Annotated in this window: 23 protein-coding genes and 1 pseudogene; 7 read left to right on the top strand and 17 right to left on the bottom strand. The window is 69.6% G+C overall.

The window, feature by feature from the left end:
* From ABZS58_RS44760 to ABZS58_RS44725, 8 genes are all read right to left on the bottom strand, one after another.
* Positions 1-1,287 (bottom strand): MFS transporter, encoded by a 1,287-nt coding sequence (locus tag ABZS58_RS44760; RefSeq protein WP_354790278.1) that lies wholly within the window; start codon positions 1,285-1,287, stop codon positions 1-3.
* Positions 1,269-2,330: a ThiF family adenylyltransferase gene (locus ABZS58_RS44755; protein WP_354790276.1), complete on the bottom strand. Its 1,062-nt coding sequence runs from the start codon at positions 2,328-2,330 to the stop codon at positions 1,269-1,271. Before ABZS58_RS44755 ends, ABZS58_RS44760 begins: the two co-directional genes overlap by 19 nt.
* Complete coding sequence (locus ABZS58_RS44750) at positions 2,330-3,082, bottom strand: 2OG-Fe(II) oxygenase (RefSeq protein ID WP_354790275.1); 753 nt, start codon at positions 3,080-3,082, stop codon at positions 2,330-2,332. The genes ABZS58_RS44755 and ABZS58_RS44750 overlap by 1 nt, the downstream gene beginning before the upstream one ends.
* Positions 3,079-5,022, bottom strand: coding sequence for a radical SAM protein (locus ABZS58_RS44745; RefSeq protein WP_354790273.1), 1,944 nt, complete (start codon positions 5,020-5,022; stop codon positions 3,079-3,081). Before ABZS58_RS44745 ends, ABZS58_RS44750 begins: the two co-directional genes overlap by 4 nt.
* Before the next feature lie 20 nt (positions 5,023-5,042).
* Entirely contained in the window at positions 5,043-5,777 is a 735-nt protein-coding gene (locus ABZS58_RS44740; protein WP_354790271.1) for a 2OG-Fe(II) oxygenase family protein, read from the bottom strand.
* Entirely contained in the window at positions 5,774-7,186 is a 1,413-nt protein-coding gene (locus ABZS58_RS44735; protein WP_354790270.1) for an ABC transporter substrate-binding protein, read from the bottom strand. Before ABZS58_RS44735 ends, ABZS58_RS44740 begins: the two co-directional genes overlap by 4 nt.
* A gap of 133 nt (positions 7,187-7,319) precedes the next feature.
* A complete protein-coding gene (locus tag ABZS58_RS44730; protein ID WP_354790268.1) occupies positions 7,320-7,478 on the bottom strand; it encodes a hypothetical protein in 159 nt (52 codons plus the stop codon).
* Between the two features lie 169 nt (positions 7,479-7,647).
* On the bottom strand, positions 7,648-8,421 hold the full coding sequence (locus ABZS58_RS44725; RefSeq protein WP_354790267.1) for a 2OG-Fe(II) oxygenase: 774 nt from the start codon (positions 8,419-8,421) through the stop codon (positions 7,648-7,650).
* Between the two features lie 33 nt (positions 8,422-8,454).
* Between ABZS58_RS44725 and ABZS58_RS44720 the strand changes: the two genes are divergently transcribed.
* Together ABZS58_RS44720 and ABZS58_RS44715 are read left to right on the top strand one after the other, a co-directional pair.
* Positions 8,455-8,703, top strand: a complete 249-nt coding sequence (locus ABZS58_RS44720; protein WP_354790265.1) for a hypothetical protein — start codon at positions 8,455-8,457, stop codon at positions 8,701-8,703.
* 73 nt (positions 8,704-8,776) lie between these two features.
* Positions 8,777-9,391, top strand: a complete 615-nt coding sequence (locus ABZS58_RS44715) for a DUF4240 domain-containing protein (protein WP_354790264.1) — start codon at positions 8,777-8,779, stop codon at positions 9,389-9,391.
* Here ABZS58_RS44715 and ABZS58_RS44710 read toward each other — a convergent pair.
* From ABZS58_RS44710 to ABZS58_RS44695, 4 genes are all read right to left on the bottom strand, one after another.
* Positions 9,354-10,004 carry a DUF6880 family protein gene (locus tag ABZS58_RS44710; protein WP_354790263.1) on the bottom strand — a complete coding sequence of 217 codons (651 nt, stop codon included), beginning with the start codon at positions 10,002-10,004 and terminating at the stop codon, positions 9,354-9,356. The genes ABZS58_RS44715 and ABZS58_RS44710 overlap by 38 nt on opposite strands.
* A 107-nt stretch (positions 10,005-10,111) precedes the next feature.
* Complete coding sequence (locus ABZS58_RS44705) at positions 10,112-11,077, bottom strand: NAD(P)-dependent alcohol dehydrogenase (protein WP_354790261.1); 966 nt, start codon at positions 11,075-11,077, stop codon at positions 10,112-10,114.
* Positions 11,078-11,300: 223 nt separating this feature from the next.
* Positions 11,301-12,731 carry an MFS transporter gene (locus tag ABZS58_RS44700; RefSeq protein WP_354790259.1) on the bottom strand — a complete coding sequence of 477 codons (1,431 nt, stop codon included), beginning with the start codon at positions 12,729-12,731 and terminating at the stop codon, positions 11,301-11,303.
* A gap of 112 nt (positions 12,732-12,843) precedes the next feature.
* Positions 12,844-14,214 (bottom strand): alpha/beta hydrolase, encoded by a 1,371-nt coding sequence (locus tag ABZS58_RS44695; RefSeq protein WP_354790257.1) that lies wholly within the window; start codon positions 14,212-14,214, stop codon positions 12,844-12,846.
* 277 nt (positions 14,215-14,491) lie between these two features.
* Between ABZS58_RS44695 and ABZS58_RS44690 the strand changes: the two genes are divergently transcribed.
* From ABZS58_RS44690 to ABZS58_RS44675, 4 genes and pseudogenes are all read left to right on the top strand, one after another.
* Positions 14,492-15,256: an HD domain-containing protein gene (locus ABZS58_RS44690; protein WP_354790255.1), complete on the top strand. Its 765-nt coding sequence runs from the start codon at positions 14,492-14,494 to the stop codon at positions 15,254-15,256.
* An 87-nt stretch (positions 15,257-15,343) separates the two neighbouring features.
* Positions 15,344-18,094 carry an AAA family ATPase gene (locus ABZS58_RS44685; protein ID WP_354790253.1) on the top strand — a complete coding sequence of 917 codons (2,751 nt, stop codon included), beginning with the start codon at positions 15,344-15,346 and terminating at the stop codon, positions 18,092-18,094.
* Positions 18,095-18,270: 176 nt separating this feature from the next.
* Positions 18,271-18,699, top strand: coding sequence for an MFS transporter (locus ABZS58_RS44680; RefSeq protein ID WP_354790251.1), 429 nt, complete (start codon positions 18,271-18,273; stop codon positions 18,697-18,699).
* Positions 18,654-18,860 (top strand): annotated as a pseudogene (locus ABZS58_RS44675) (DDE-type integrase/transposase/recombinase); the annotation flags it as partial. The gene ABZS58_RS44680 and the pseudogene ABZS58_RS44675, both read left to right, overlap by 46 nt.
* A gap of 167 nt (positions 18,861-19,027) precedes the next feature.
* On the opposite strand, the gene ABZS58_RS44670 reads toward ABZS58_RS44675, so the two are convergent.
* Entirely contained in the window at positions 19,028-19,825 is a 798-nt protein-coding gene (locus ABZS58_RS44670) for an SAM-dependent methyltransferase (RefSeq protein ID WP_354790250.1), read from the bottom strand.
* Positions 19,826-20,675: 850 nt separating this feature from the next.
* On the bottom strand, positions 20,676-21,740 hold the full coding sequence (locus ABZS58_RS44665; protein WP_354790249.1) for a 12-oxophytodienoate reductase: 1,065 nt from the start codon (positions 21,738-21,740) through the stop codon (positions 20,676-20,678).
* A gap of 61 nt (positions 21,741-21,801) precedes the next feature.
* Between ABZS58_RS44665 and ABZS58_RS44660 the strand changes: the two genes are divergently transcribed.
* The gene (locus ABZS58_RS44660; RefSeq protein ID WP_354790248.1) at positions 21,802-22,143 is read left to right on the top strand and encodes a MerR family transcriptional regulator; all 342 of its coding nucleotides are present in this window, start codon (positions 21,802-21,804) and stop codon (positions 22,141-22,143) included.
* Between the two features lie 39 nt (positions 22,144-22,182).
* On the opposite strand, the gene ABZS58_RS44655 is transcribed toward ABZS58_RS44660, so the two are convergent.
* From ABZS58_RS44655 to ABZS58_RS44645, 3 genes are read right to left on the bottom strand one after another with little or no spacing between them, the layout of a single operon-like run.
* Positions 22,183-22,608 carry a hypothetical protein gene (locus tag ABZS58_RS44655; protein ID WP_354790246.1) on the bottom strand — a complete coding sequence of 142 codons (426 nt, stop codon included), beginning with the start codon at positions 22,606-22,608 and terminating at the stop codon, positions 22,183-22,185.
* 7 nt (positions 22,609-22,615) lie between these two features.
* Positions 22,616-23,683 (bottom strand): CU044_5270 family protein, encoded by a 1,068-nt coding sequence (locus ABZS58_RS44650; protein ID WP_354790245.1) that lies wholly within the window; start codon positions 23,681-23,683, stop codon positions 22,616-22,618.
* Entirely contained in the window at positions 23,683-24,231 is a 549-nt protein-coding gene (locus ABZS58_RS44645; protein ID WP_354790244.1) for a sigma-70 family RNA polymerase sigma factor, read from the bottom strand. The genes ABZS58_RS44650 and ABZS58_RS44645 overlap by 1 nt, the downstream gene beginning before the upstream one ends.
* Positions 24,232-24,474: the final 243 nt, after the last annotated feature.

The following is a 24,474-nucleotide window of genomic DNA, read 5'->3' as shown; positions in this document are numbered from 1 at the left end:
CTACTCGTCGCTGTCGGCGGGCAGCGTCCGCACGTCCCGGACCGGGCTGAACAGTGGCCAGAGCGCGGACGTCAGCAGCCCCACCGCCGCGATCAGCATGGTGCGGCCGAGTCCGATGGCACCGCCGAGCGCGCCGCCGAGCACCGCGCCGAGCGGCTGGATGCCCCAGCTGATGAACCGGATCGTCGCCGTGACCCGGCCCAGCAGCGCGTCGGGGACGAGTGACTGCTTGATCGTCTCACTCACGACCAGGTTGATGATGACCGCGAAGGTCCACGAGAAGATGCCGGTCGCGACCAGGAACGCCGCGCCTACGGTGTTGCCCGTGCTGCTGGCGAGGGGCACGAACAGCGCCGACACGGCCGGTGTGGCATAGACCAAAATGAGCGTGGGTCCGTAGCCGAGGCGGTCCGTCACCCGCTGGGTGACCACCGCGCCGAGCAGGCCCGCCGCACCGCCAGCCATGCTCATCACACCGAAGAGGGCCGGGCTGAAGTGCAGCACCCGCAGCACGTAGAGGGTGTACACCGCGAAGAACGCCGCGTGGAAGATGTTGAAGTGCGTGGCGGCCAGGACCATCGGGCGCTGGATCCGGTCGCTCCACAGGAAGCGCAGGCCGTGGCCGATGTCGCGGAAGTGCGACACCTCCGGTTCGTCGGCCGGGCGCTGCGCGGGTGGTTTCCTGGGCAGTCCCGCCAGGGTGAACCAGCTCACCAGGTAGCTCACCGCGTCGACCAGTAGCGCCAGCGGTGCGCTGATGACCTGCACGAGCAGTCCGGCCACCCCGGGCCCGGCCACCGTACCCACCGACCGGCTGGCTTCCATCCACGAGTTTGCGCGGGTGAGCAGGGACTTGCCAACGAGTGTCGGCAGATAGGCCGACATCGAACTGTCGAACAGCAGCGTGAGTGCGCCGACGACGAAGACGACGGCGTACAGCACCGGCATCGAAAGAAAACCGAACCAGAACCCCACCGGCACGACCAGCAGGGCCAGGCAGCGGCCGAGATTCGCGGCCAGCATCAACCGGCGCCGATCATACCGGTCCGTCCACACGCCGACGGAGAGCCCCAGAAACAGCACCGCCAGCGACTCGCAGGCCTCCAGGATGCCCATCTGCAAGGGGCTCGCCGAGAGGGTGATCACAGCAGTCAGACTCATAGCCATGAACGAGATCTCAGCCCCGGCCAGGGATGCCGTCTCGCCGCTCCACAGCCGGATGAACCCGGTCCCCTTGAAGGACCGGTCCGGCCCGGTGGGGCGTTCGGTCATGGTGTCACTGGGCATGCACACGTCACTTTCCCGTTGTGCGAGAGCCTTTGTCTCGCGAAATCCAGATGCGCCCGCCGGCCGAACGTCGGGCACGTACCGATACAGAGAAATTCAATGATGTCGTGTGCGAGCATGCCAGATATCGCGGTGTTACTGGGGCCGAATGAATAGGGTGTCGGCGCGCTGAGCGCATCTTCGAGCGAACGCTCCAGGTCAGAGAGGCGGTCGCGCCGCTGTTGCTCGAAGCAGGGCCAGCACGCAGCGCTCCCCGGCCGCACCAGCGGACCCCAATGCCCGGATCCCAGACCCACCGCCGCGGTGGTGACCGCGGCGGTGGTTGCCTCCGCCCACCGCCAGGCGTGGTCCATGATCGTCGGGGGGGTGTCCGCCGCGACGACCAGCAGGTCGAGGTCGTCCGGCAGCACGGCCAGGTCGTCCGCGTCGTGGACGCGGTGCCGGTACAGCGTGGTGGAACCGTCGGGCCGCAGCACCTCGAGGCGCCGCGCGAGCACATCGACCTTCGCCGCGCCGATGTCGTCGCGCGTGTAGGCGAACTGGCGGTTGAGGTTGTGCAGTGCGACGGTGTCGTCGTCGATCAGATGAAACCGTCGGATGCCCGCGGCGGCGAGATGCTGCACGACCGTCGCACCGATGCCGCCCACGCCGAGCACCGCGACCGCGGAGCGCCGCAGCCGTTCCTGGGCGGTGGCCGTATCCGGGGTGAAGGTCGCCAGGTAGCCGATCTGCCGGTCGAAGGTGTCCGGCGCAGGCTGCGGCGCCTGTGTACCGGTCGTGATCCAGCCGATGGCGGTCAACTGGTCGACCAGCCGGGTGGCGTCGACCGGCCCGGCGCGGCGCCGCAACGCGCTGGCCGTCGTGCCGGCGCGGAGCAGGTCGAGCAGGTCGAGCACCCACTCGGTCCGCCCCTCGATCCGCAGCAGATCGGAGCCGAGGACCAGGGCGATCGTCTGCCCCGTCACGACCACGGCCACGGCGTCGACGAGTTTCAACTGCTCGGCGTCACCCGGATGCGGGACATCCACCATGGCGTCCCGCATCAGCTCGTAGCGGACTGCAGCGCGACGGCGATGGTGTACCTGCCGATGCCGTCGCCCCGGTAGGGCTCGACCCAGTGCCAGCAGTCCTCCCTGATCCGCATGAGTGACAGGGTGTTGTAGAACGGCTCGACGAAGTGTTCGCCGGATCCGCTGCGGAAGCCCAGCCGGCCGCCGTGCCCGGTGCGGTACGCCGGGTCCAGGTAGAAGTTGGCGGCCAGCACCCGGCCGGGCACCAGGTCCTGATGCGGCGCGAGGCCGTCGGAGTCGCGGTAGCAGGCAAACTCCACGCCGGTGTGGCGGCTCAGTTCCAGCCCGGTGCCCGCGAGGAGCCACCCCCGCAAGGCCTCGGACAGGACGGTGAACACCAGGAACCGTTCGATCGCCTGCCGGTGCCCGGCGTCCAGGGCGGGATCGTCCAGCAGCGCGGCAACGTCCCGGATCACATACTGCGCCGGGCCCCCTGTCGCGGCGCCATCGGCGTCGTCGCCCCAGAACTCCTGCTTGTCGAGCCGGCCGTGATAGGACGCGGCGTACCGGACCCAGGACGGCAGGGTCCGCAGCGCGCCCGAGATGCCGTCGGCGACCTCGGGCCGCAGGAAGTCCCGCAGTGGCAGCGGCTGCGGGTCGGGCAGGTGAAACCACGTCTGCACCGCGCGGAGCGCCTCCACGCCGAGGTACTCGGGGTTGATGAACGCCGCTGCCTGGGCAAGGACGTTTTCGGGCAGCGGCGAGACCGCGGCGGACGGGATCATCGGACGTCCATTCGACTGTCGTGGGACGGTACGGAACCGGTCGGTGCCGGCGTGGCGTGCAGCAGCAGCGCCTCGGACAGCTCACGCAGCAGCAGCGTGGCGACGGACCTGCCGTGGAGTTCGGCGAGCTGTCGGAACGTGAACGTCGCCCCGGTGAGCAGCGGGTCGACGACCGCCACCACCGCGGGGGTCAGCACGATGCGTTCCCGCTGCCCCACGTTGGTGATCGTCGTTGCCTCAGGTTCGCGCCACACGTCGATCTCGCCGACGGCAACGCTGACGACGTCGTCCGGGCCGGGCAGTGCCGGCGCACCACCGGCCCGGGCGCGGGTGGCGTGCCGCACGGCGAAGTCCTGATAGGCCAGGTGCACGGCGCGGCGCTCGTCCGGCGTCATCGCGGGATCCACGTTGCGGAGGTGGTTGACGGCGAACTGTGCCTGTTGGTCGGCGCCGTCGGCGTGGGAGGAGACGAGCAGCCCGAATCGTTCCGGCGTCCGGCCGACCTGTGAGGACCGCGTCGCCTCGAACGGGTACACGCTGAACGACGCGACGCAGTCGGCGATCCGGCCGATGTCGTCCAGCGACGCCATCGACTCGGCGTAGGTGGTGCTCGGTAGGTCCGGGATGAGATTGATGTGCAGCCGCAACCCCACCTCCTGCGCCGTGCGCATGAACCGGAGGTTCTCCTCGCGGTCCGCCGACTTGTGCACCAACTGCAGCACGCGGGTGTTGGTCGTCTCCATGCCGATGACCAGGTAGTCACAGCCGGACTCGGCGATGGCCCGCAGGGTGTCCCGGTCGAAGCGACGGTCGACCATGGCGAAGGAGTTCCAAGAAATGTCGATGCCCTGTTCGACGATGGCACTGCACAGCCGTCGGGCGAACGCGGGCGGTATCGACTCGGTGATGAATTCGAAGTACCGGACGCCGTGGGTGGCGATCTGGTATTCGAGCTCGCCGAGAAAGGTGCCGACCGACCGCCCCCGGTACGGCGGGCTGCCGTCGTAGAGTTCGACGAAGTCGCAGTAGTCGCACTTTCCCCAGTAACAGCCGCGCGCCTGTACGATGCCGATCTCCGGCCGGGCCAGCCGCCCCATCAGCTCACCGTCGTAGTGCGCGTGCGGCAGCACGTTCGGATGCAGTCCCGGCCCAGGCGGGACGTGCATGACACCGCCGCCCGTCACGGCCGACACACCGGCGACGGTCTCCGGCCGCCAACTGGCGCCGGGCGCCGCCTGCCGTAGCAGCGCTGCCAGCGGCAACTCACCGTCGAACCGGACGATCGCATCGACCTGGTCGTGGGCGAGCAGCAGCGTGGTCAGGTCGTCCTCGTCGAGCAATGAGAGCGTCGGGCCGCCCAGGACGATCCGGACGTCCGGCCGCACCTCGCGGACCATGTCGGCCAGCACCAGCGCGGGCACGAGCTGCGGACCCATCGGCACCGAGATCCCGATGAGCGAGGCACCGGCAGGGATCCGCTCAGCAAGCGACAGCCGGGCATAGCACTCCCGGTAGATCGCGACCCGGTCGTCGTGCAGCAGGGACCTGTCGCGAAGCCACTGGGAGTCGGGGTCGATGAGATAGGGACGCGCTAGCGCCGCGAGCAGATAGGCGCCGCCGTCGGGATTGGTGAAGTCGTGCCGGCCGGCGTCGTCGAAGAGGGTCGCCTTGTTGCCGAGCAGCCACCGACCCGCGACGGCGCTCATACTCGCGCCCCCACATGGCGGCAACCCAACCGGATTGCCGTGACCGCTGCTGCGCAGATGCTCGTCGCGCAGCAGGTGCAACGCGAACTCCTCATTGAGGTCCCACTGCGTGGTCGCGATGCCCTGACTGTGCAGGTATCCCGCGAGGACCGCCAGCGACGGGAAGTACCGGCCGAAACTCGACTCGACCATCGGCGGGAAGATCAGTACGCCGGACGGTTGTGGCACGTCCATCTCGATGGTCTCCCTTCGTGTTAGGCGGCGACCGGCACGGCCGCGATGCTGACCGTGAACCGGCCGGTCCGCTGCGCCAGCCAGGGGGTCACCCAGTGCACGGCGCCCTCCCGGATCGGCATGAACGAAACGCTGTTGAACACCGGCTCGATCGAGTGCTCCGTGCCCGACTCTGCCCGGAAGCCCAGCGCACCGCCGTCCTCCGGCCGGTACTGCTCATCGAGGTACAGATTGAGCACGAAGCTGGTGTCCGAGTCGGTGTCGGAATGCTCACCCAGGAAATCGCCGGTGGTGTACCGCGCGAACTCGACGTTCGTCGTGAACGGCGTCTCAGGCGCGAGCCAGTCGCTGAGATGCTCACGCAGCGCCGGCCCCATGGCGGCGAACACGAACAGATCCTGCAGCGCCGTCCGCCCGGCGGCCGGCAGCGCGTCCGGGTCGTCGAAGGCCTCGCCGATGCGTACCGCCACCTGCCGGACTGCGGCGCGGTCACCCTCGGACGCGGTGCTCCACTCAGCGGCGTCCGCCGGCCTGGTCCGGCTACGGTCGGGCAGCCACAACAGCGGCATCACCTGCCAGTCGGGCAGTGCCCGAACCGCCGCCGCGAGGCGCCGGGCAGCGGCCAGGGGGAAGAAGTCACGCAGGTGCACCGGGCGGGCCGGTGACTGCCGCAGCAGCGCATGCAGCGCGGCGGCCTCGTCCCGGTCCGGCGTCCTCGGCGCGAGGGCCGGTGCTGTCGTCGCGGAATGTGTCATCGTGCTCCCTCCAAGGAACGGTGCCCGGCCGGTCGGGCGATGCGCTGCCAGGCGAGCGCCCCGGACGGCGCGACGTCGATCCCGTCCACATCGGACGCCCAGGCGGTGACGCTGTTGACCTGAAAGAGCGGAATCACCGGGGCCGCCGCGAGCACCCGATCCTCCGCGTCGTCCCAGTCCGGGTCGCCGGACCGCAGCACCTGCTCCAGCACCGCGTCGACGGTGTCGTCGCGCAGCCCCACCGACCTGGCATACGGCGACGAGGAATGCAGGGCGGTGAGCAACGCCGCGACGTGCGGGACGGGCGCCGGGTTGATCCCGTACATCAGGTCGTAATCGCCGTGTGCCGCCGCCCGGGCGAACCGTTCGTAGGGCAGCACCACCGGCCGCACGACATGGCCGAACCCACTGTGGACATGGGCCGCCAGAACGGCAGCGACCAGGTGGTTGGGCGGAAAGTCGGCCACGATCAGACGGAGCTCGCCGCGCGGGCCGGCGCTCACCCGCTCCGCCGGCACAGCCGGCCCGGCGCCGCGGCCCTGCGGCGTGCGCCACAGGTCACGGTAGCGGCGCAACGGGATCAGCGCGCCCCCGGACGCCGCGGCGACCGCGGCCCGGTCGAACGTCTCCGACAGCAGGCGGCGCCCGTCCGAGTGGCCGAGCACCGCCGCCACCGTCGGGTGTACCCACAGCTGCGCGACCATGGACAACGGCCGCACCATCGACCGGGGATGCTCGGCCAGCCTGCTGAAGTCCTCCGGCGGCAGACCGGTGTTCAGCGAGACGTCGAGCCGGCCGTCATCCAGGGCCGTCAGCGCCGCAGCCCGGTCCCCGTAGACCCGGAACGACAACCGGTCGGGTCCGCAACGCTCGGCGGTGCGCGCCTCCTGCCTGCTCAGTTCGATACGTCCGGCGTGCCGGTCCACCCCGGTGGCCCGATACGGGCCAGACCCCGTCCACCGCTCACCGTCGGACCGCACGGGTCCGGCACCGAGGAACGTCAGCAGCTCGGGCATGAACGGGATCGGATACTCCGACCGGATCTCCACCGTGTCCGCCGACACGGCCGCACCACGTACCGTGGCGCGCTCACCTGGACGTCGCAGCGACGGCAGGTGCACACCGGTCGGGCCGCACACCCGGTGCACCCCGGCGGCCACGTGCCCGGCGGTGATCGGCGACCCGTCCGGCCACCGCAGCCCCTCGCGCAGCCGCAGCAGCCACCGTCGCCCGTCGTCGACGGGAACGATCCCGGCCGCGCACGACGGTACAGGCCCGGCGCCGGCCCCCTCGCGCAGCAGCGGGTCGATCACTGCGTCCAGGACGAGTGCCTGGTTGAAGTCGACAATGTCGAACGGGTCGAAGCTCAAAGGCCATGCGTCGAGATCGACGGTGCAGGTGAACGTCACCGTTGCGGCGCTCCTTCGTCGATCGAGCATGGCGGCCGGGGCGGGCCCGGAGGCCTGACCGTGCGATCAGGCCTCCGGGTTCGGTTGTGCCGACGCAGGTGACAGGGCTGCCACCGTCGGCAGTCGTGTGGTGTCAGCTACGGACCCGAAGGCCCAAGAACTCGTTGAGCACCTCACGCTTGAAGACGAGACCATCGGTCTCGACCGGCTGGCCGGCCGTGTCCTCCTCGTTACGGACCTCGACCGCCTCGACCGCCTCGTTGTAGGCGCGTTCCGTCGTCGTGTTTTCCATGCTGCACCTCCCCTCTGCGCTGGCAGAATTCCCTCTCGTCGCCCCGTACGAACGGGTCGACGATCACCGATCACAGGCAAGGGTCAGCCCTGGATCGGTGGATCGTGGGGTGGATCGATCGGCCGGTGCCTGGTTCGCCCGCCCGGCGGGCCCATCCGGCCGGCTCCTGTCAGGAGGCCAGGTGCTGTCCCATGGCGACGGTGAAACGCCCGGTGCCCGACGTCCGGAAAGGCTCCACCCAGTGCCAGCAGTCCTCCCGGATCGGGATCACCGACAGCGTGTTGAATCTCGGCACCACGTGGTGCACCTCGCCGGCCGCATTGCGCAGGCCGAGATGTCCGCCCTGAGCCGGATCGTAGGACTCGTCCAGATAGAAGTTGAGCGCGAGGACCCGACCCGGCACCAGATCCTGGTGTTCACCGATGCCGTCGGAATTCTGGTAGCAGGCAAGCTCAATGTTGGCGACCCGGCGCAGCTTCAACCCGGTCGCGGCGATGAGCCACCCTTGAAACGCCTCGGAGATCAGGGAGAAGGCGAAGAAGCGCTCCAGGACCGCGCGGTGCTCGGCGCTTAGCGTCCGGCCCTCCAGCAGCGCCGGGATGTCGCGCACGATCTGGTGCGAGGCAGTCGGCTGCGCGTCGTCCGGGATGTCGTCGTCGAACCGCTCTTCCTTGCCTGTGCGCCCCTGATAGATGCCCGCATAGCGGGACCAGCTCGGCAGCGTCCGCAGCACCTCGCCCATGTCGCGTGCCACCTGCGGGACGAGGAAGTCCTCCAGCCCGATCGGCCGCGGAATCGGGTCGTCATACCAGGCGCGAATCTCGGTCAACGCCGCGTCGGTGAGATACCGCGCGTTGATGAAGTTGCTTCGGTCCGAACCGTAGGCGAGGACCTCAGCCGTGCGGCTCTGCTGTTCCGACGCGCGATTCACCGCACTCTGCACTTCAACCCCCGTTGATGTGAGACCGTCGCGAAATTGATCGATGTCGTCATAGACATCGAAGTTCCCAATCCGAAGCTAGCCACCGCCGGGGTCGCCGTCAAGACGCGAGCCATCGATATTTCGCTCAACCCGGGCAATTTTGTGATCGCCAATGCAAGTTTGCGGTCGTCGATCTCAGTCGCAGCGGACGGGGCAGCGGTGCGGGTGTCGGTTGTGTATCATTGGCCGCTGGATCTTCGATCATCAACCCTTGCCCAGCCCGGTGGCCAGGGAGTTCGATGATGATCAACATTGATCCTCCACACTGATTCGGACGGAGGACAACGCAACACGCAGCCCCTTAAGAGTGGCGGTCATGTACGCCGAAAAGCTTTCGGCTGTACCACGCAGAATCTTTGGTACTGGCCTCCTCACGAAATTCGATCGCGCTCCGAAGACACTTCCAAAACTCTGCACCGACGCTCCACACGGATTTGCGTCGCCGCGGCGCCCCCGCTTTATGAAGACCGAGCCGCAGCAACGGCGATCGGCATCAGACAACCCGCCAAGGGTGCTGGCCGGCCGCGCCGAGCGCGACGACGCCGAGCGCAATCTGGGGCAGCAGCGCCGACGCCGACGGCTGTACGCGTGGACCCGCATGGCAGCCGTGGAACTGGTCGAGGGGCTGATCGGTGATGACGGGTTCACGGACTTCCGAACCTTTATCGTTGCGACCGGTCGGCAATCCTTCGAACCGTTCCGTGACGATCCGGACACGCTGGTAGATATTTTCGCCCATCGAGGCATCGAACTCGCGGAGCCGTTCGGAGCTGTCGCCGACCAGGTGTACTTCGCCCGAACCGGCCGACGCGTGTCGGACGACGGGGCCGACCCACTCGAACCCTATGAACCACCAGTCGGCGACCCGGCCATCCTCGGTCCACTGTGGATGGTCATGACACATCCTGGTCGCGGACGTGGGTGGCGATGATGGCGTCGACGTCGCGGTCCGCCACCGCCAGCCGTCGGGCGTTGTGTTCCAGGACGAATCGGGTGTGCCGGTCGCGGGCCGCCGTCTCCCAAGCCTCGGATTCGGTGGACCGTGCCTTGAAGTAGGACCGTTGCTGCGCATCGGTAGGCTCCGGCCCGAGCCCTCCGGCGATCTCGGCCAGCCGGGCCTTGTACTGCGCCAAACCATCAGGCCCCAGCGCCGACGCGTAGTCGGCGATGTCGATGGAGAAGAAGTCCTGGGTGCTGTCGAACTGAAACTTGATCATCCAGGGGACGAGCTTCGACGCGGCCGGGCGGGCCTTGCGTGCCACCTGCGCGTGGAGTTCCAGCAGGTCACGGATCGCGTCGCCGATGATGCCGCTGGAATCGTCGGCGCGCAGTACGACGTGGACGGCGGAGGCGATCGCCTTCTCCGCGACCGGCAACAGCGCCGCCGGGTCGGCAGCGTCGGCGGCCTGCCGGAGCAGATCCACCGCCTCGTGCATGCGACGGCCGTGCGCGTTGGCGGCGCTCCACCGATGCAGGTCCGTCCGGGTCCTGATCAGCCCGAGCACCGCGTCGCCGAGGCTGTCATCACGCGAACCGGTAGGCACGTCGCGATTATCGCTGGACCCGGCGGAGGACCACCAACGCCACGCTGCACGAGCACGGTGTGGTCAAGTGCAGCGGCGACACGGTCTGGTGGGGGGTGTGCGGACGGTCAGACGGTGATGACGACCTTGCCCGCGGCCTTGCCGGCTGCGAGGTGACGCACGGCGTCAGGGGCTTCGGCCAGTGGGTAGGGCCGGTCCATGAAGGAGGCGAGCTCGCCTTCGGTCGCGAGTGCGGCGAGCCGGTCGAGTCCGGAGTGGTGCTCCTTGTTCATCACCATCGTGAGTCGCTGGGACACGAACGGGGACAGGAGGGTCGCGTGCATCTGGCGTCCCAGGCCGGGACTCCACCTTGCGTCGCCCTCGCCGCCGACGATGATCAGCGTCCCTGTCCGGGTGAGGGCGCGGCGCAGTCGTTTGACCGGCGTCATGCCGCCGATGGCCACGACGACGTCGAAGGTGCGGGAGCCGTCGGTGAAGTCGTCGTGGGTGTAGTCGATGACGGCGTTGGCGCCCAGGTCCTTGACGAGCTGGGTCTTGCGGGTGGATGCGACGCCGGTGACGATCGCGCCTCGGGCGACGGCCAGTTGGACTGCGTAGGTGCCGACGCCGCCGGAGGCACCGACGACGAGGACGGTCTGTCCGGCCTCGACTTCGGCGGCATCGAGGGCTCGCAGGGCCGTCAGTCCGGAGATCGGCATGGCTGCGGCCTGCTCGAAGGTGATGCTCGGCGGCTTGTGGGCCAGCTTGTCCTCCCGTGCGATGGTGTACTCGGCGAACGAGCCCCGGGCGATGCCGAAGACCTCGTCGCCGACGGCGAAGCGGGTGACGTTCGGCCCGACTGCGACGACTGTGCCGGCGACGTCTTGACCGGGGACGGGATTCTTCGGCTTTCGGACACCGAAACTCAGGCGCAGGAGGTAGGGCTCTCCCGTCATCAGGTGCAGTGTGCCTCGGCTGAGCGCGGCGGCGTGCACCTGGAGTAGCACTTCGCCGTCGCCGGCCGTGGGCTGGTCGACGTCCCGGAGCTGGAGGACGTCAGCGTTTCCGTACCGGTCCTGAACGATGGCCTTCATGGTGTACTCCTCGTGGTGGTCGGTTGCGGATCAGGTGGACGTGACCGCAACGCTATGCGGGTGAAGGATCTGGTCGCCCCGGCAGAATCGCCGGGGTTGGAGTGGGTGTGCGGGCCGTTCGACGACTGGACCGCGGCTGACACACACGTGCCCCGGAGACCGTTGGTCGGCAAGGGGACGTGCAGGAGGGGCTGTCAGACGCGTCTGCCGGTCGACGAGAAGCTCATTGCCGCGTTCGCGCGATGGTGGACCCGAGAACCGCGGTCGCGAGTGCGACCGCCGCGGCTGCGGTGAACGCTGCCGAGAATCCGGTGGCGCCGAGCATGCCGGTGGCCGATGCTCCCGCCGAGATGCCGATTGCCGTGAACGTGGCCGTCCCGAGCGCGGCGCCTACCTGGGTTGCTGAGCCTGCGAGACCGGACGCGAGGCCGGCGTGCGACTCGGGCACGGCCGAGGCAATGACCATGGTGGTGGGCGTGAAGCTGAGGGCCACGCCTACGGCGACGAGCAGTAGCCCGGGCAGGACTGCCACGACGTATCCGGCGGCGACCGGTGCGTCTGCCAGCCACAGGTGACCGGCGGCGAGGACCATGAGGCCGATGACGAGCGTGCGCTGCGGGCCGAGGGCGCGCAAGATCCGCGGCAGGAGGGCGAGCGAGACGGCGAACCCGGCCAGCGACGTGGGGACCATGGCCAGCCCGGCCTGCTGCGGGGCCATGGCGAGTGCCTGCTGGAGGTAGAGGGCGACGAGCACGAACGTGGACGCGCGGGCGGCTCCGCCGAGGACCGCGAGGACGACGCAGGCAGACAGGTTCCGGTTCTGGAAGAGCTTGAGGGGCACGAGCGGGTCGGCGGTGCGGCGCTCGATAGTCACGAAGAGCGTGGTGAGGACGGCGGAGCCGGCAAGGCTCGCGACGACGGGAGCGGACGTCCAGCCGTGGTCAGCGCCGCTGAGGGCGCCATGAACCAGGGCAATGACCGCGCCGGTGATGGTCGCTGCGCCGAGCCCGTCGAAGCGGCGTCGCGCACTGCGGGCAGGCTCGTCAAGCACGGTCCGGGCCATGACAACTGCGGCGACCGAGACCGGCACGGTGACGAAGAACACTGATGACCAGCCGAAGGACCCGACGAGGAGTCCCCCGGCCATGACGCCGGCGGCGCCTCCGAGGGCTGAGGCGGCGCCCCAGATGCTCATGGCCTGGGCCCGCCGCGGACCGGGGAAGGTGAGCAGGAGCAGGGACATTGCGGCCGGGCTGAGTGCCGCGGCACCGACCCCTTGGACGATGCGGCCGGTGACCAGCAGCCCTTGGTTGGCGGCGAACGCTGCGAGCAGGGTGCCGACCGTGAACACTGTTGAGCCTGCGACGAACATGCGGCGTCGTCCGAACAGATCTGCGGCACGTCCTGAGAGGAGCAACAGGCCTCCGAACGCCAGGACGTAGGCATTGATGACCCAGGTGACGGCAGTTGGGCTGAGCCGCAGGTCGGCTTGGACGGAGGGTAGTGCGACGTTGACGATGGAGGTGTCGAGCATGACGACGAACTGGGCGGACACCAGGAGCCCCAAGGCGATCCAGCGGCGGTGGGCGCTGAGATCCGCCGGGGTGATACGGGTCTCGCCGGTGGCGGTGCGGGTCTCAAGGGTGGCGGACACGGTGGGCTCCTTCGGCGTGGTCAGGATGTCGTGCACAGTGCGGCCGGTGCCGGAGTGCTCGCGCCGGTGAAATGGCCGGGATCGTCGGATGCCGGCGTCTGCGGCGGTGGTCCTACGGTGTGGGCACTGGGGTGTGCGTGCGGACGGCGGTGACGACGTCGGCGATGGCGGTGATTGACAGGGCGGCACCTGCGGGGTCCGCCAGGAACGCCACGTGGTCGAGGTCGGCGACGGTGTGCCGGGTATTCGTCGACAGGGCGGCGAGCCGGTCCTGGGCGTCACCCCATCCCCGCTTGTGGTCGACGTTGTCCCTGGCGGTGAGCACGACCAGCGGGGTGACGCCGAGCGTGGTGAGCGCTTGGGCCTGGCGGAATGCGTCAGGCAGCGCCGCTTGTTCGGCTCGCATGTTCGCCATGCCTCGAGTGCTGTTCGCGAACACGGACACCTGCTTGCCGGCTGCACCGGGCAGTGCCGGTGTGGTCATCGCCTGGATCACGTGACCGATGCCGAACCGGAACAGAGTCGGCGCGACGGCCAGGACTCGACGCATGAGCTGATGCTCACCCTTGAACGGCTTCACCAGGTCGACCTGGTGCGGGCTGGCGCTGTCGAGAAGGACCACGCCCACCACGTCGTGCGGGTACAGGTGCGTGTACGTGAGGGCGTGCACTCCACCGCTGGAGTGCCCGGCCAGCACGAACGGACCGGACTCATCGGCGGCGGTCAGCAGACGGTGCAGGTCGGTCGCGGCGTTGGTGGCATCGGCCGGGTTTGGTGAGTCATCGCTCCAGCCCTGTCCTGCCCGGTCGTACGTGCAGACGCGGGTGGTCGCGGCGATTGGCGGGTTGATGCGTGCCCACAGTGGGGACGTCTCACCGAGGCCGTTGAGCAGGACGACCGTGGGGGCGCCGATGCCGGTGCAGCTGATGTGGAGCCGGTACCCGCCGACGTCGACGAGTCGGCCGGGCATGGTCCCGGCGGTGACGTCGGGTGCCTTGGTCGTGGCTTGGTACAGACCGCCGGTGCCGGCGGCGAGCATGGCGAGTGTGACGGGGTAGATGAGCAGGCGGCTCCGGCCGGGGACGGTGCGGCGGGTTCGCCGCTGTACCCACACTGCCAACACGACCAGTGCCGGGGCCCAGGCCCAGGCCAGGCGGGTCATGGCCGGCTCACCCGGGTTGACGGCCAGCATGACGGCGCCGGATGTGGCCATGAGGGTCGCAGGGACGTACGCCCACCGTTGCGGGCGTGTCGTCATGCGGGTGGTGAGCCAGGCGAGGATCGCCCAGCCCGTCGCGAACGCGACGAGGGCGGCGCCGACGATGCGTGCCTCGGACGCGTCGGGCAGGACGGCGAACGTCAGGGCTGCCGCACCCACGGCTCCGGTGGCTGTGCAGGCGGCGATGATGCGGCCGACAGGGCCGGTCGCCGTGGCCGGCGCGCCCGCAGGGACGGATGTTGGTGTGCGTGTTGCAGTGGTCATGATGGTGTCCCTTCCTGGCCGTCCTGGGGCGGTCGGCCACGGAAACAACCGTCGCGGTGTCGCGATTTGCTCGCCCCGGTCACATGGCCGGGATTGCCGGGATGTGCCGACGTCAGACAGGACCTGCTGGGCTGCCATGGCGCTGGCGTGGGCGGCGCCCCGCAGTTGAACGGGTCTGCCGAACTGTTTGTGGCGGCGCCCCGGTCAGTTGACCGGGGCGAGCCCGGCACGGCGGCGTCAAGGTCGGAGACGACCAACCGTGACGAGGGAGAATGACATGAACGCCGCTACGACCGTTGGAACCGCCGACTGGACGATGCGCACCGGCGGGCGCCTCGAACCTGCGCAGCAGCGCCGCTTCGTCGCTGACCTTGCCCGCGTGCACGTCGGCAACATTGTCGGCAGGCTGAGCGTCCTCGCACACCTCAATCCGCGTAGGAACGCGTCCGTGCCGCCCGCCCGGCTGGTCCCCCCGGACTCGCCGTTGACGCGCGCCGCGCGGGACGCGGCCACTCGCGTCCTCCCGGCCACCCTGCTCAACCACAGCCACCGCACCTACCAGTTCGGGCGCGCCCTGGGGGAGCTCGAAGGAGTCGACGTGGACGCCGAGGTGCTGTTCTCGGCAGCGCTGCTGCACGACACGGGTCTGGTCATGGCCAACGGGCGGGACGATTTCACTCTCACCTCAGCTCGGGTCGCCAGGGACGTGGCCGAACAGGTGGGCCTTTCCACGGCCGCGACCGAGACGTTGCAGACGGCCATCACCATGCACCACAGCCCTCGCGTCACCCTCGCTGCGGGACCGGTCGCATACCTGCTGTCGGCAGGAGCCGGCGTCGACGTGGTCGGTCTGCGCTGCTGGGACCTGCCGCGCTCGACCTTGGCGCAGGCCGTCAGCGCCCACCCGCGTGCGGGCTTCAAGCGGTACTTCGCTCAGGCGTGGGCGGACGAAGCGGCTCGGGTCCCCCAGGGTCGGGCGAACCTGCTGCGGCGGTACGGCGTGTTTGCGGCCGCCGTGCGCCTCGCCCCGTTCAACGAGTGAGACGAGTGAACTGCCGAGGGCGGCGGGGGCCCGGCCAGCGGACTGGGATGCTCTTGTGGCGGTCGCGGCGACCGGTACCCTCGGCTGGTGCTATACGGCCGCGAGCGGGAACGCCGGCAGCTTGCGGCCCTGGTGGAGCAGGCGCGTGCCGGGACCGCTGGCGTGCTGGTCGTCCTGGGCGAGCCTGGCGTGGGCAAGACCGCCCTGTTGAGCGACCTGACGACCGCTCAGCAGCAGGGGGCGCAGGGCAGGAGCGCGCGGGTGCTTCGCACCGCCGGTGTGGAGTCCGAGTCACCGTTGCCGTATGCCGCGCTGTATCGCCTGCTGCGTCCCGTCTCCAACCTTGACCGGCTGCCGGCCCCGCAATCGCGGGCGTTGCGGGTCGCGTTCGGCCTTGAGGACGGTCCCACCGTTGAGCCGTTCCTGGTCGGGGTCGCGACCCTGTCTGTACTGACCGAGGTAGCCGACGCCGACGCACCCGTGTTGTGTGTGGTGGACGACGCGCAGTGGCTTGACTCGGCGTCCGCGGACGCGTTGCTGTTCGCTGCCCGTCAGCTGTCGGCTGACCCGGTGGCGGTGGTCTTCGCCGCCCGCACCGGCGAAGCCGGTGGCGCGGCGTTCGCCCGGACAGGACTTCCCGTGCTTCAGCTCGGTGGTCTCGATAATGAGACCGCACGTCAGCTTCTCGACGAGCGCAGCGGCCGCCCGTTGCCCGAGGAGGTCGCCGACCGGCTGGTCCGTGACACCGGGGGAAACCCGCTGGCCCTGCTGGAACTGCCGACCGGGCTGAGTCCCGCTCAGCTCCACGGGACAGCACCGTTGCCGCGACAACTGGCGTTGACAGCGGGGGTCGAACGGGCGTTCCTGGACCGGTGCCGTCGGCTCAGCGAACAGGTGCAGACGTTGCTGCTGGTAGCGGCAGCCGACGCCACCGGCCGCGTCGACACCGTGCGTCAAGCAGCCGGCGTGCTGGGTGTCGAGCCGACAGCATGGCAGGACGCCGAGCGGTCCGGCCTGCTGACCTTCACCGGTGAGATCGTCGCGGTCCGGCATCCCCTGGTCCGTTCCGCGGTGTACCAGGCCGCCACCGGCTTCGAACGCCGTCAGGCGCACCGGGCGTTGGCGGACGTGGTCGGTCCTGACGATCCGGACCGGGCGACGTGGCACCGGGCAGCAGCCGCCGACGGACCCGACCCCGCCGTCGCCGACGCCATACATGAGGTGGCCCTGCGGGCAGAGCGGCGTGGCGGGCACGTCGCGGCAGCGGACGCGTTCGAACGCGCCGCGGCGTTGACGGTGAACGAGTCTGACCGTGCGGCTCGGCTGTTCGGCGCCGCCCGCACTGCGTGGGCGGCCGGGCAGGCGGCACGCGCGGGGGCGCTGGCCGCATCCGCCCGCGAGGTTGTCTCCGACCCGTTGCTCCGTGCCGACATCGATCGGCTCCGGGCCCGCATCGAGATCTACGTCGGTTCCGCGGCCGATGCGCACCGAATCTTCACGGTCGGGGCGCGTACGGTCGCGGACATGGACCCCGGCAGGGCCCTGGAGATGGCGTCTGCGGCGGCCCTGACCCGGACCTACGGTGGCGACAGCGGAGCCGCCCTCCCCGAAGCGGTGTTGGCGCACCTGCTGACCCCGACTGACGGTGACTCCGCCCGCACCGGGTGTCTGCGGCTGCTGCTGGGGACCCTGGACGCCTCCGCCCACAGTGACTGGGCCCAGGCGACATCCATCCTCGAGCGCGCCCTGGAGTCGGGACGCCAGGTGGAGGACCTGGACGTGATGGGCAACCTCGGAAACACCGCCCTCAACCTCGGTCACGACGACGGCGCCCGGTTCTTCTACTCCGCCATGGTGTCCGGCGCCCGCGAGCTCGGCGCCGGCATGGTCGTCATCTACGGCTTGGAGCGGCTCGCGTTCGCCCAGCTCCCCGCCGCCCAATGGGCCGGCGTCCGCAGCTGCGCAGACGAGGCACTCACCTTGGCGCGCAGCGTCGGGCAGTCCACCCTCACCGCCGCGCCGCTGGCCTGGCTGACGCTGCTCGCCGCCCTGACCGGCACCCACGACTACGACCAGCACCTGACCGAGCTCGAAACAGTGGTGGCGGGTCGCCCGCTGGGCATCCTCACCGACCCGGTCCACGACCTGACCCGTTGGGCCAAGGGCATCAGGGCCGCTGCCGACGGTGACGCGCTCGCAGCGCTGCACCAACTGGGGGCCATGCGGGTGCCCGCGCTGCAGCGGATGGCCACCGTGGACCGCATCGAGGCGGCCGTCCGCGCCGGCGCCCGCGACCAGGCGCTGGCCTGGGTGGCGGAACTGACCCCGTTCGCGACGACGACGAACCGCTCGTGGGCGCTGGCCGACATCGACCTAGGACACGCTCTCACCGCGGTGAACCCGGCGGATGCCGCGGACGCGTTCGACAGCGCGCTGGACCGGCACCGGCACGCGGCCCGCCCCTACGACCTGGCTCGGACCCGGCTCGCCTACGGGGAGTTCCTGCGCCGGACCAACCGCCGCGTCGACGCCCGCACCCACCTGCGGCCGGCGTTGGAGACGTTCACCGACCTCGGCGCCGCACCCCTTGCCGCCCGGGCCGGACAAGAGCTGCGCGCCTCCGGGGAGACGGCCCGCAAGCGGGACCCGTCCACCCTGTTGGACCTGACCCCGATGGAACGCAAGGTGGCCCAGCTGGTCAGCACCGGGCTGTCGAACAAGGACGTGGCGGCCCAGTGCTGGGTGTCACCCCGAACTGTGGCGTTCCACCTGCGGAACGTGTTCACCAAGGTCGGAGTCAGCTCGCGGACCGAGCTCGCCCAGCTCGACTTCAGCTGAGCGCCGCCGGCCGACCCCCTCAGCCGGCCCTGTTGGCGTGGCGGTCCCGAGCCCGCCCGGTACCCCGGCGATTTGACCGGCGCGAGACCCTCGGCGTTCCGACGACGGTTGGACCCACCACCGCCACGCGATGCGACCAAGGAAACCGGCCGTCAGCACCTCGCCAAGGAGTCATCATGCACGCCAAGCCCGCCGCCGAACCGCTCGCGGTCGACACCGCCACGCACACCGCCCACACATCACACGCCGCGCCCGCCACCACCCACCACGGCGACGCCGAGCATGGACCGCGCACATCGTGGGTCGTCCTGGCGCTGACCCTTGCCGCGCAGATCCTCGTCGTCCTGGACATCTCCGTGGTCAACACCGCCCTACCGGCCATCGGGCGCGACCTTCACCTGGCCGGGTCTGACATGCAGTGGGTCGTTACGGCCTACCTGATGATGTCCGGTGGAGGGCTGCTGTTCGGCGGCCGCATCGCCGACCTGCTCTCCCGCAAGTGGGTGTTCCTGACCGGCCTGGCCGTGTTCACCATCGCCTCCATCGTCAGCGGTACGCCAATAATCCGATCGAGGCTGATCACAGCCGGCTCAAACACCGCCTGAGATCGATGCGCGGGCTACGCACCGACCGCACAGCCAAGACGATCAACACCGGACACGCCTTCATGCAGAACCTCCGCCGCGGCCACCACGCACTCGCCGTCGACGCCTCGCCGACTACGCGGGTCGCCGCGGCGTTCACCGAACTCGCCCGGGCGATCTGACCGCGGACCCGACACGGGGTCAACGCGTCCGTCGATCCCACCACGCAACGACGCCCGAGGAACTGCGGCCGGCGCGGCACTGCGCCCCCGCCGACCACGACTGACGTCTGCTCGACGGCTGTTGCGGCACGGCTCCCGAGACGCAGCACCGTTCGATCAGGGACGCGTCACGGCTTGCGGGCCACGGCGCCATACGCGTCGATGTGCTCGGCCGCGGGGTCCTCCACGTGCCATTGCGTGATCGGCGCGAGGCCGGGGTCCACCATTGTGAGGCCATCGAAGCATCCGGCCATTTGGTCGGGGCTGCGCAGGATGTACGGGACACCGCCGCTCTCCGCCAGCTTGTTGGCGCCCTCGACCACGGCCGGGGTGGTGTCGGTGCCGTCCCACAGGACCAGGTGGCTGCCGGGCGCGCCGCTGTCCATCACCCGCCCGACGATGGAACGCACCACGTCCAGGTCGGGCTCGTAGCCCATGACGCCCATGAACATCACGGCGACCGGTTCGGAGAAGTCGAGCGTCTTCGCCGCTTCGGCGAGAATTAGTTCCGGGTCGTGGTAGTCGGCGTGGACGTAGTCCGTCTGGCCCTCGGCGCTGGAATTGGTCAGCAGGGCACGGGCGTGCACCAGCACCATCGGGTCGTTGTCGACGTACACGATCCGGGATTCGGGCGCGACCTGCTGGGCGACCTCATGGGTGTTCTGCATGGTGGGCAGGCCCGTCCCGATATCGAGGAACTGCCGGATGCCCGCCTCGGCCGCCAGGAACCGCACGACCCGGATGAGGAACTGCCGGGACTCGCGCGCCATGACGGCGATCTCTGGATAGACCTGGACCACTGCGTCCCCAGCGGCCCGGTCGGCTTGGAAGTTGTCCTTGCCGCCCATCCAGTAGTTCCAGATCCGCGCCGCGTGCGGCACATCGAAACGAAGCTGTGCGGCGAGCTCGGAATCCGGGTCGACCATTGCCAGGCTCCTATGCGAAAGGCTCGTCGTGTGAGAAGATCATTTACTTCGATCGCTGTGGTACGAGTCCGACGCACTCTACAACATCGGCCGGTGGTGGCCCTCCTCGACCGGCTCGGTGACGAGGCGGAGGTGGGCCGGGATCGAGCGCGGCGAAGGCCTCGTCCAGGAGGCCGACGAGGGCGCGCCGGCCGTCGGAGGCGGTCCAGTGGTCGACGGCGATGTTGAGGCAGCCGAGCCCCGGCGGACGCCGGTCCCGGGCCGGGCTCCCGAACCGCAAACGACGCAGCCGGCGCAACCAGAGCCACAGCCAGCGGGGTGTGGGTGCCGGGGCTGACGACAGGGGACTGAACGGCAGTGACCGCTTCGTTGTTCATGGATGCGCAGCTCGACGTTGACACGTCGAGCGGCACGTTCGCGGACCTCACCTACCAGTGGGTCGACGAGCTCTCCGCGGCCTTGGGCCCGCGGATCCGTCAGGCGCTGGCGTCGCTGCCGGCGGCGACCTCACCGCGCCCAGGACCCGGATCCGGCGGCTGGCGTGCTCGATCACGGCGAGGACGTACATTCGTGTCCCGCTCAACGACAAGGAGTTCCTCGACGTCGCGGTAGGTTGTAGCGCAGGTGGAGCCGGACGGCGACGATGATGATGTCGGCCGGAACCGGAACCCGGCGAACGCCGACCGTGGTGGTTGGACTGGACGACGTCGGGTCGAGAGCTGCACCGTTCAAGCCTGCCCGACCCGGGCAACGCTCAACGATACAGACCCTCGGTCGACATGTCCACCACTACGCCGACCATGCCCGGCTTTCTCCGGCAGCATGAAACTTGACTCAATCATGAAGATCGCTAGAAGTACATGTCCTCGTCGGCCTTGCGGTAGTTGTGGATTTCGTCGAGTCGGCCGGCTGCGGCGAGGGTTACCCACGCCGGGTTGCCGAGCAGGATGCGTCCGAGAGCGACGAGGTCGAATTCGCCCGCGTCGAGCCGGTGGAGCAGGTTGCGTAGCGCACTGGAGCCGAGGAAGTCACGAGTCAGGCCGATCGAGCCGACGGTGATGGCTGGCAGGCCGGTGAGGTGCTTGGCCCAGCCGGCCAGATTGCGCGGCGAGCCGGGGAACGCCGGGTTGGCGAAGTTGCGCTGGGAAGCGTGCAGCACGTCGGCGCCGGCCGTGGTGAAGGCATTGAGGAGCACCGCCAGCTCGGCAGGTGACTCTGCGATCCGGGCGGCGTAGTCTCGCTCCTTGAACTGGGAGAACCGCACGATGACCGGCATCTCGGCGGGGATCGCCGCGCGGACCGCCCGGATCACCTCCGCCGGGAATGCGGCGCGCGCGGCGGGTGACCCGCCGAAACGGTCGGTGCGGCGGTTGGTGTACGGCCAGAGAAACTCGTCGAGCAGATAGCCGTGCGCGGCGTGGATTTCCACGGCGTCGAAACCGGCCCGGACCGCCACACGAGCGGCGTCGGCGTATGCGGCGAGAAGGGCGTCGACGTCGGCGAGGGTCATCGCGTGGCTGTTGCCGGGCACGCCCGACGGGGTCCAAGCCGGGATCCCGTCTACCGGCTCGCGTGCGCTGCCGAGATGCCAGAGCTGCGCGGCGATCCGGCCGCCAGCGGCGTGCACTTCATCGGTCACCCGCTGCCAGCCTTTCTCCGCCGGACCGGCGGTCATCCGCGGCACGGTCGTCTCGTGGCCGGCGCTGGGATGCCCGACGAGCACCCCCTCGCTGATGATCAGACCAATGCCGTTTTCGGCTCGGCGCCGGTAGTAGGCGGCAACCTCGGGCGTCGGAACACCGCCGGGCGAACGGAATCGGGTCATCGGTGCCATCACGAAACGGCTGTTCAGCGGCAGGCCAGCAAGCGTCATCGGCTCGAGAAGGGTACCCAGAAGGGTAGTCGTCGCGGTCATGCCGTTACGCTAAAACCTGACATTGACGTCAAGGGCAAGTCTTGTGACGAGGGAGACACCGATGCGCATCGGCGACCTGGCCACGGCGACCGGCGCGAGCGCGCGATCGCTGCGCTACTACGAGGAGCAGGGGTTACTCGCAAGCGAGCGCAGTTCCGGCGGGCAACGGCACTATCCTGAGTCGGCGGTCGAGCGCGTCACGCTTATCCAGTCTCTGCTCGCCGCAGGTCTGTCCAGCAGCACCATCCACGACGTGTTGCCGTGTATCACCGAGAAGGCGATCCGCACGCCCTGGCTGGCCGAGCGGTTGCGCTCGGAGCTGAGCCGGGTCGAGGATCAGATCAGCTCTCTGCACCGGACCCGCGACATCCTGGCCGGCCTGGTCGTGCACTACGCCGTCTGACATCACCCACGCCGTCAGCAGCCGTGGGACGAACGCCGGTCAGCGCTGATCAATCACGCTTTCGATGCTGTTGGTGATCTTGGGATGAGTCGTCGGACATGGCGCGGAAAAGTTGTTGAAGACGGCTCCGTGGTCGTCGACGTGGGTCGGGCCGGTGTTGGGCGAGTCGGATGATGTTGTTGCCGGCGGCGGTGAGAAGGCCTGCACATGCGCCTCGGTCGCCTGCACCGCCGGGTCCGGTTCGGCGAGGCGACGGCGACCACGTCCACCTCGGCGCTGGGTGCCCACAGCTCCTCGGCCCGCTTCACCAGCCGTACCCCGGGGTAGGCCGCAGCGGCGCCCGGGGTCGGCGGTGACGATCGCGCTCAGCCGCAGGCCGGGCGTTGTGCAGATCAGCGGGGCGTGGAAGGCGGATCCGGCCACGCGGTAGCCGACCAGCCCGACGCGCTGTGCAGGGTCGCTCATGCACCCTTCATCGGTCGGTGGCGCGCAGCTCCCACTCGAGCAACACGGTGTAGTCCACGACGGCCGGGGTGCGGACCTTCAGCGGCACCGCGCCCGGCACCATTTCGTCGAAGTAGTTCGGGTTCGTCAGCGACAGCAGCGTCCGTTCGTACCCGAGCAACGTGCCGGTGGCGGGGTCCACGATGATCGTGTCGCGGACGGGTCCGGTCATGGCGTCGAAGTCGAGCGAGAACGCCTCGCCGGTGCGTCCGGCGCGGTCCCTGGCCCGGCCGGTGTAGGCGATGCCGGGCAGGTCGGCGAGCACTCGCAGGACCTGCGCCCGCACCCCTGGCGGCAGCACGAGGCCGCCGGCCAGGTGCGCATATCCGCCCAGGGGCGACTGCTCCCCGGTCATGTTGACCATCTTGCCCTGACCGCTGATGAACAGGACATCGCGCAGGAGCTTCGGGTCCATGAGCTTGTCGGTCGGGCAGGACTGCGGGACCACGCTGGTCGTCCAGCAGACGTAGCCCACCTGTGTGCCGGCAGGCTGTCGCGTCTCGTGCCGGCCGAACTGCGGGCTGTCCTGCACGATCCTGGTGGAGCGATCGCTGTCCTGATACCACAGCCAGGTCTCGGACGGATCCACGGTGAGGTAGACGCCCTTGGGGGCCAGGTTCGGGTTCGCCAGCTGCCATTGCTTGGTGTGGATGTACCCGTAGCCGCCCGACCCCTTCGTCGGGGAACGCTCGGCGGTGTCGGCGAGGCCGCGCAGCAGCTCGGCGGCGGTGGGCCCGCCGGTCGGGCGCTCGTAGCGCAGCGGCGGTGCCGTCGCCGCGTACGCCGGGGCAGGGTCGTGCCGCAGGACGGCGACGGTGCCGGTCGTGGCGGCGGCCGCCACGGCGAGGGCCGCCCCGGCCAGGAACAGCCGGCGGCGGGGCCGGACGGCGGCGCGGCGGGGCTCGTCGCGCGATGCGGCCAGGATGGTGTTCAGAACCGTGCGCTGGTCACTGCCTCCGCGGAGATCTCCTTCGAGGTCGGCTGCGGGGTCGAGGCCGGCGAGCACCGATTCGGCTCGCCGTACGGAACGGGTCATCACGACGTTTCTCCTGTCGTCGAGGGCACAGCGCGGATGCGGGTCGCCATGGGAGGCGACGGCGAAGGCTCCAGCGCGGCCCGCAGCCGGCGGCGTGCGCGGGCGAGCCGCATCGCGAAGGCCGGCATACTGCAGCCGAGCACCCGGGCGGCGTCGGCCATCTTCAGCCGCTCCCACACGACCAGGCGGAGCACCTCGCGGTCCGGCTCGCCGAGCCGGTCGAACGCGGCCGCGACCGCCGCCCGCTCGGAGATCTCCTCGGCGTGGTCGGTCTCGACCGGCGGCGGGCTGAGCGCCGCGACGCGATCGGTGAGCCGCCGCTGCCGCTGCCGGCCCCGGATCTCGTTGGCCAGGACGTTGCCCGCCACCGCGTAGAGCCACGGCAGCGTCTTGTCCGGTGGCATCCGCTCCCACCGCCGCCACGCGACCAGGAACACCTCGGCCGCCAGGTCATGCGCTGATACGTCCGGTGCCCGCCGGTGCAGGTACCGCTCGACGTCGCGATAGTGCCGTTCGAACACGGCGGAGAACTCTTCTTCGGCTGTCACATCCACCTCCACCCCGTCTGTGTCCGGCACCGGCCCGACCATCACACCCAGGGGAGCAGCTTTTCTCGGGGCTGCCAACTGCTGGCGGTTGAGTGCACTTCAGTGCTCTTCAGCGCTGTTGAGCGTGTTCGTGGGTGTGGGTTGCCGAAAAAGTGTCGTACCCGCGGTCCATACTGTTCGCGGTGTCGGTCGGGGCGGGGGTGTGGTGGTGGAGACGGTGCAGGCGTACCGGTTCGCGCTGGA

It is taken from the genome of Dactylosporangium sp. NPDC005555 (genome assembly GCF_040605635.1).
Taxonomy (GTDB): Bacteria; Actinomycetota; Actinomycetes; order Mycobacteriales; family Micromonosporaceae; genus Dactylosporangium.
This window is presented reverse-complemented; position numbering and strand designations above follow the sequence as displayed.

What these genes read in the sequence shown, in the direction of transcription:
- ABZS58_RS44760 (WP_354790278.1), bottom strand. Translation starts at nt 1,287, where the DNA reads ATGCCCAGTGACACCATGACCGAACGCCCCACCGGGCCGGACCGGTCC.
- ABZS58_RS44755 (WP_354790276.1), bottom strand. Translation starts at nt 2,330, where the DNA reads ATGCGGGACGCCATGGTGGATGTCCCGCATCCGGGTGACGCCGAGCAG.
- ABZS58_RS44750 (WP_354790275.1), bottom strand. Translation starts at nt 3,082, where the DNA reads ATGATCCCGTCCGCCGCGGTCTCGCCGCTGCCCGAAAACGTCCTTGCC.
- ABZS58_RS44745 (WP_354790273.1), bottom strand. Translation starts at nt 5,022, where the DNA reads ATGGACGTGCCACAACCGTCCGGCGTACTGATCTTCCCGCCGATGGTC.
- ABZS58_RS44740 (WP_354790271.1), bottom strand. Translation starts at nt 5,777, where the DNA reads ATGACACATTCCGCGACGACAGCACCGGCCCTCGCGCCGAGGACGCCG.
- ABZS58_RS44730 (WP_354790268.1), bottom strand. Translation starts at nt 7,478, where the DNA reads ATGGAAAACACGACGACGGAACGCGCCTACAACGAGGCGGTCGAGGCG.
- ABZS58_RS44715 (WP_354790264.1), top strand. Translation starts at nt 8,777, where the DNA reads ATGTACGCCGAAAAGCTTTCGGCTGTACCACGCAGAATCTTTGGTACT.
- ABZS58_RS44705 (WP_354790261.1), bottom strand. Translation starts at nt 11,077, where the DNA reads ATGAAGGCCATCGTTCAGGACCGGTACGGAAACGCTGACGTCCTCCAG.
- ABZS58_RS44695 (WP_354790257.1), bottom strand. Translation starts at nt 14,214, where the DNA reads ATGACCACTGCAACACGCACACCAACATCCGTCCCTGCGGGCGCGCCG.
- ABZS58_RS44690 (WP_354790255.1), top strand. Translation starts at nt 14,492, where the DNA reads ATGAACGCCGCTACGACCGTTGGAACCGCCGACTGGACGATGCGCACC.
- ABZS58_RS44680 (WP_354790251.1), top strand. Translation starts at nt 18,271, where the DNA reads ATGCACGCCAAGCCCGCCGCCGAACCGCTCGCGGTCGACACCGCCACG.
- ABZS58_RS44670 (WP_354790250.1), bottom strand. Translation starts at nt 19,825, where the DNA reads ATGGTCGACCCGGATTCCGAGCTCGCCGCACAGCTTCGTTTCGATGTG.
- ABZS58_RS44665 (WP_354790249.1), bottom strand. Translation starts at nt 21,740, where the DNA reads ATGACCGCGACGACTACCCTTCTGGGTACCCTTCTCGAGCCGATGACG.
- ABZS58_RS44660 (WP_354790248.1), top strand. Translation starts at nt 21,802, where the DNA reads ATGCGCATCGGCGACCTGGCCACGGCGACCGGCGCGAGCGCGCGATCG.
- ABZS58_RS44655 (WP_354790246.1), bottom strand. Translation starts at nt 22,608, where the DNA reads ATGAGCGACCCTGCACAGCGCGTCGGGCTGGTCGGCTACCGCGTGGCC.
- ABZS58_RS44650 (WP_354790245.1), bottom strand. Translation starts at nt 23,683, where the DNA reads ATGACCCGTTCCGTACGGCGAGCCGAATCGGTGCTCGCCGGCCTCGAC.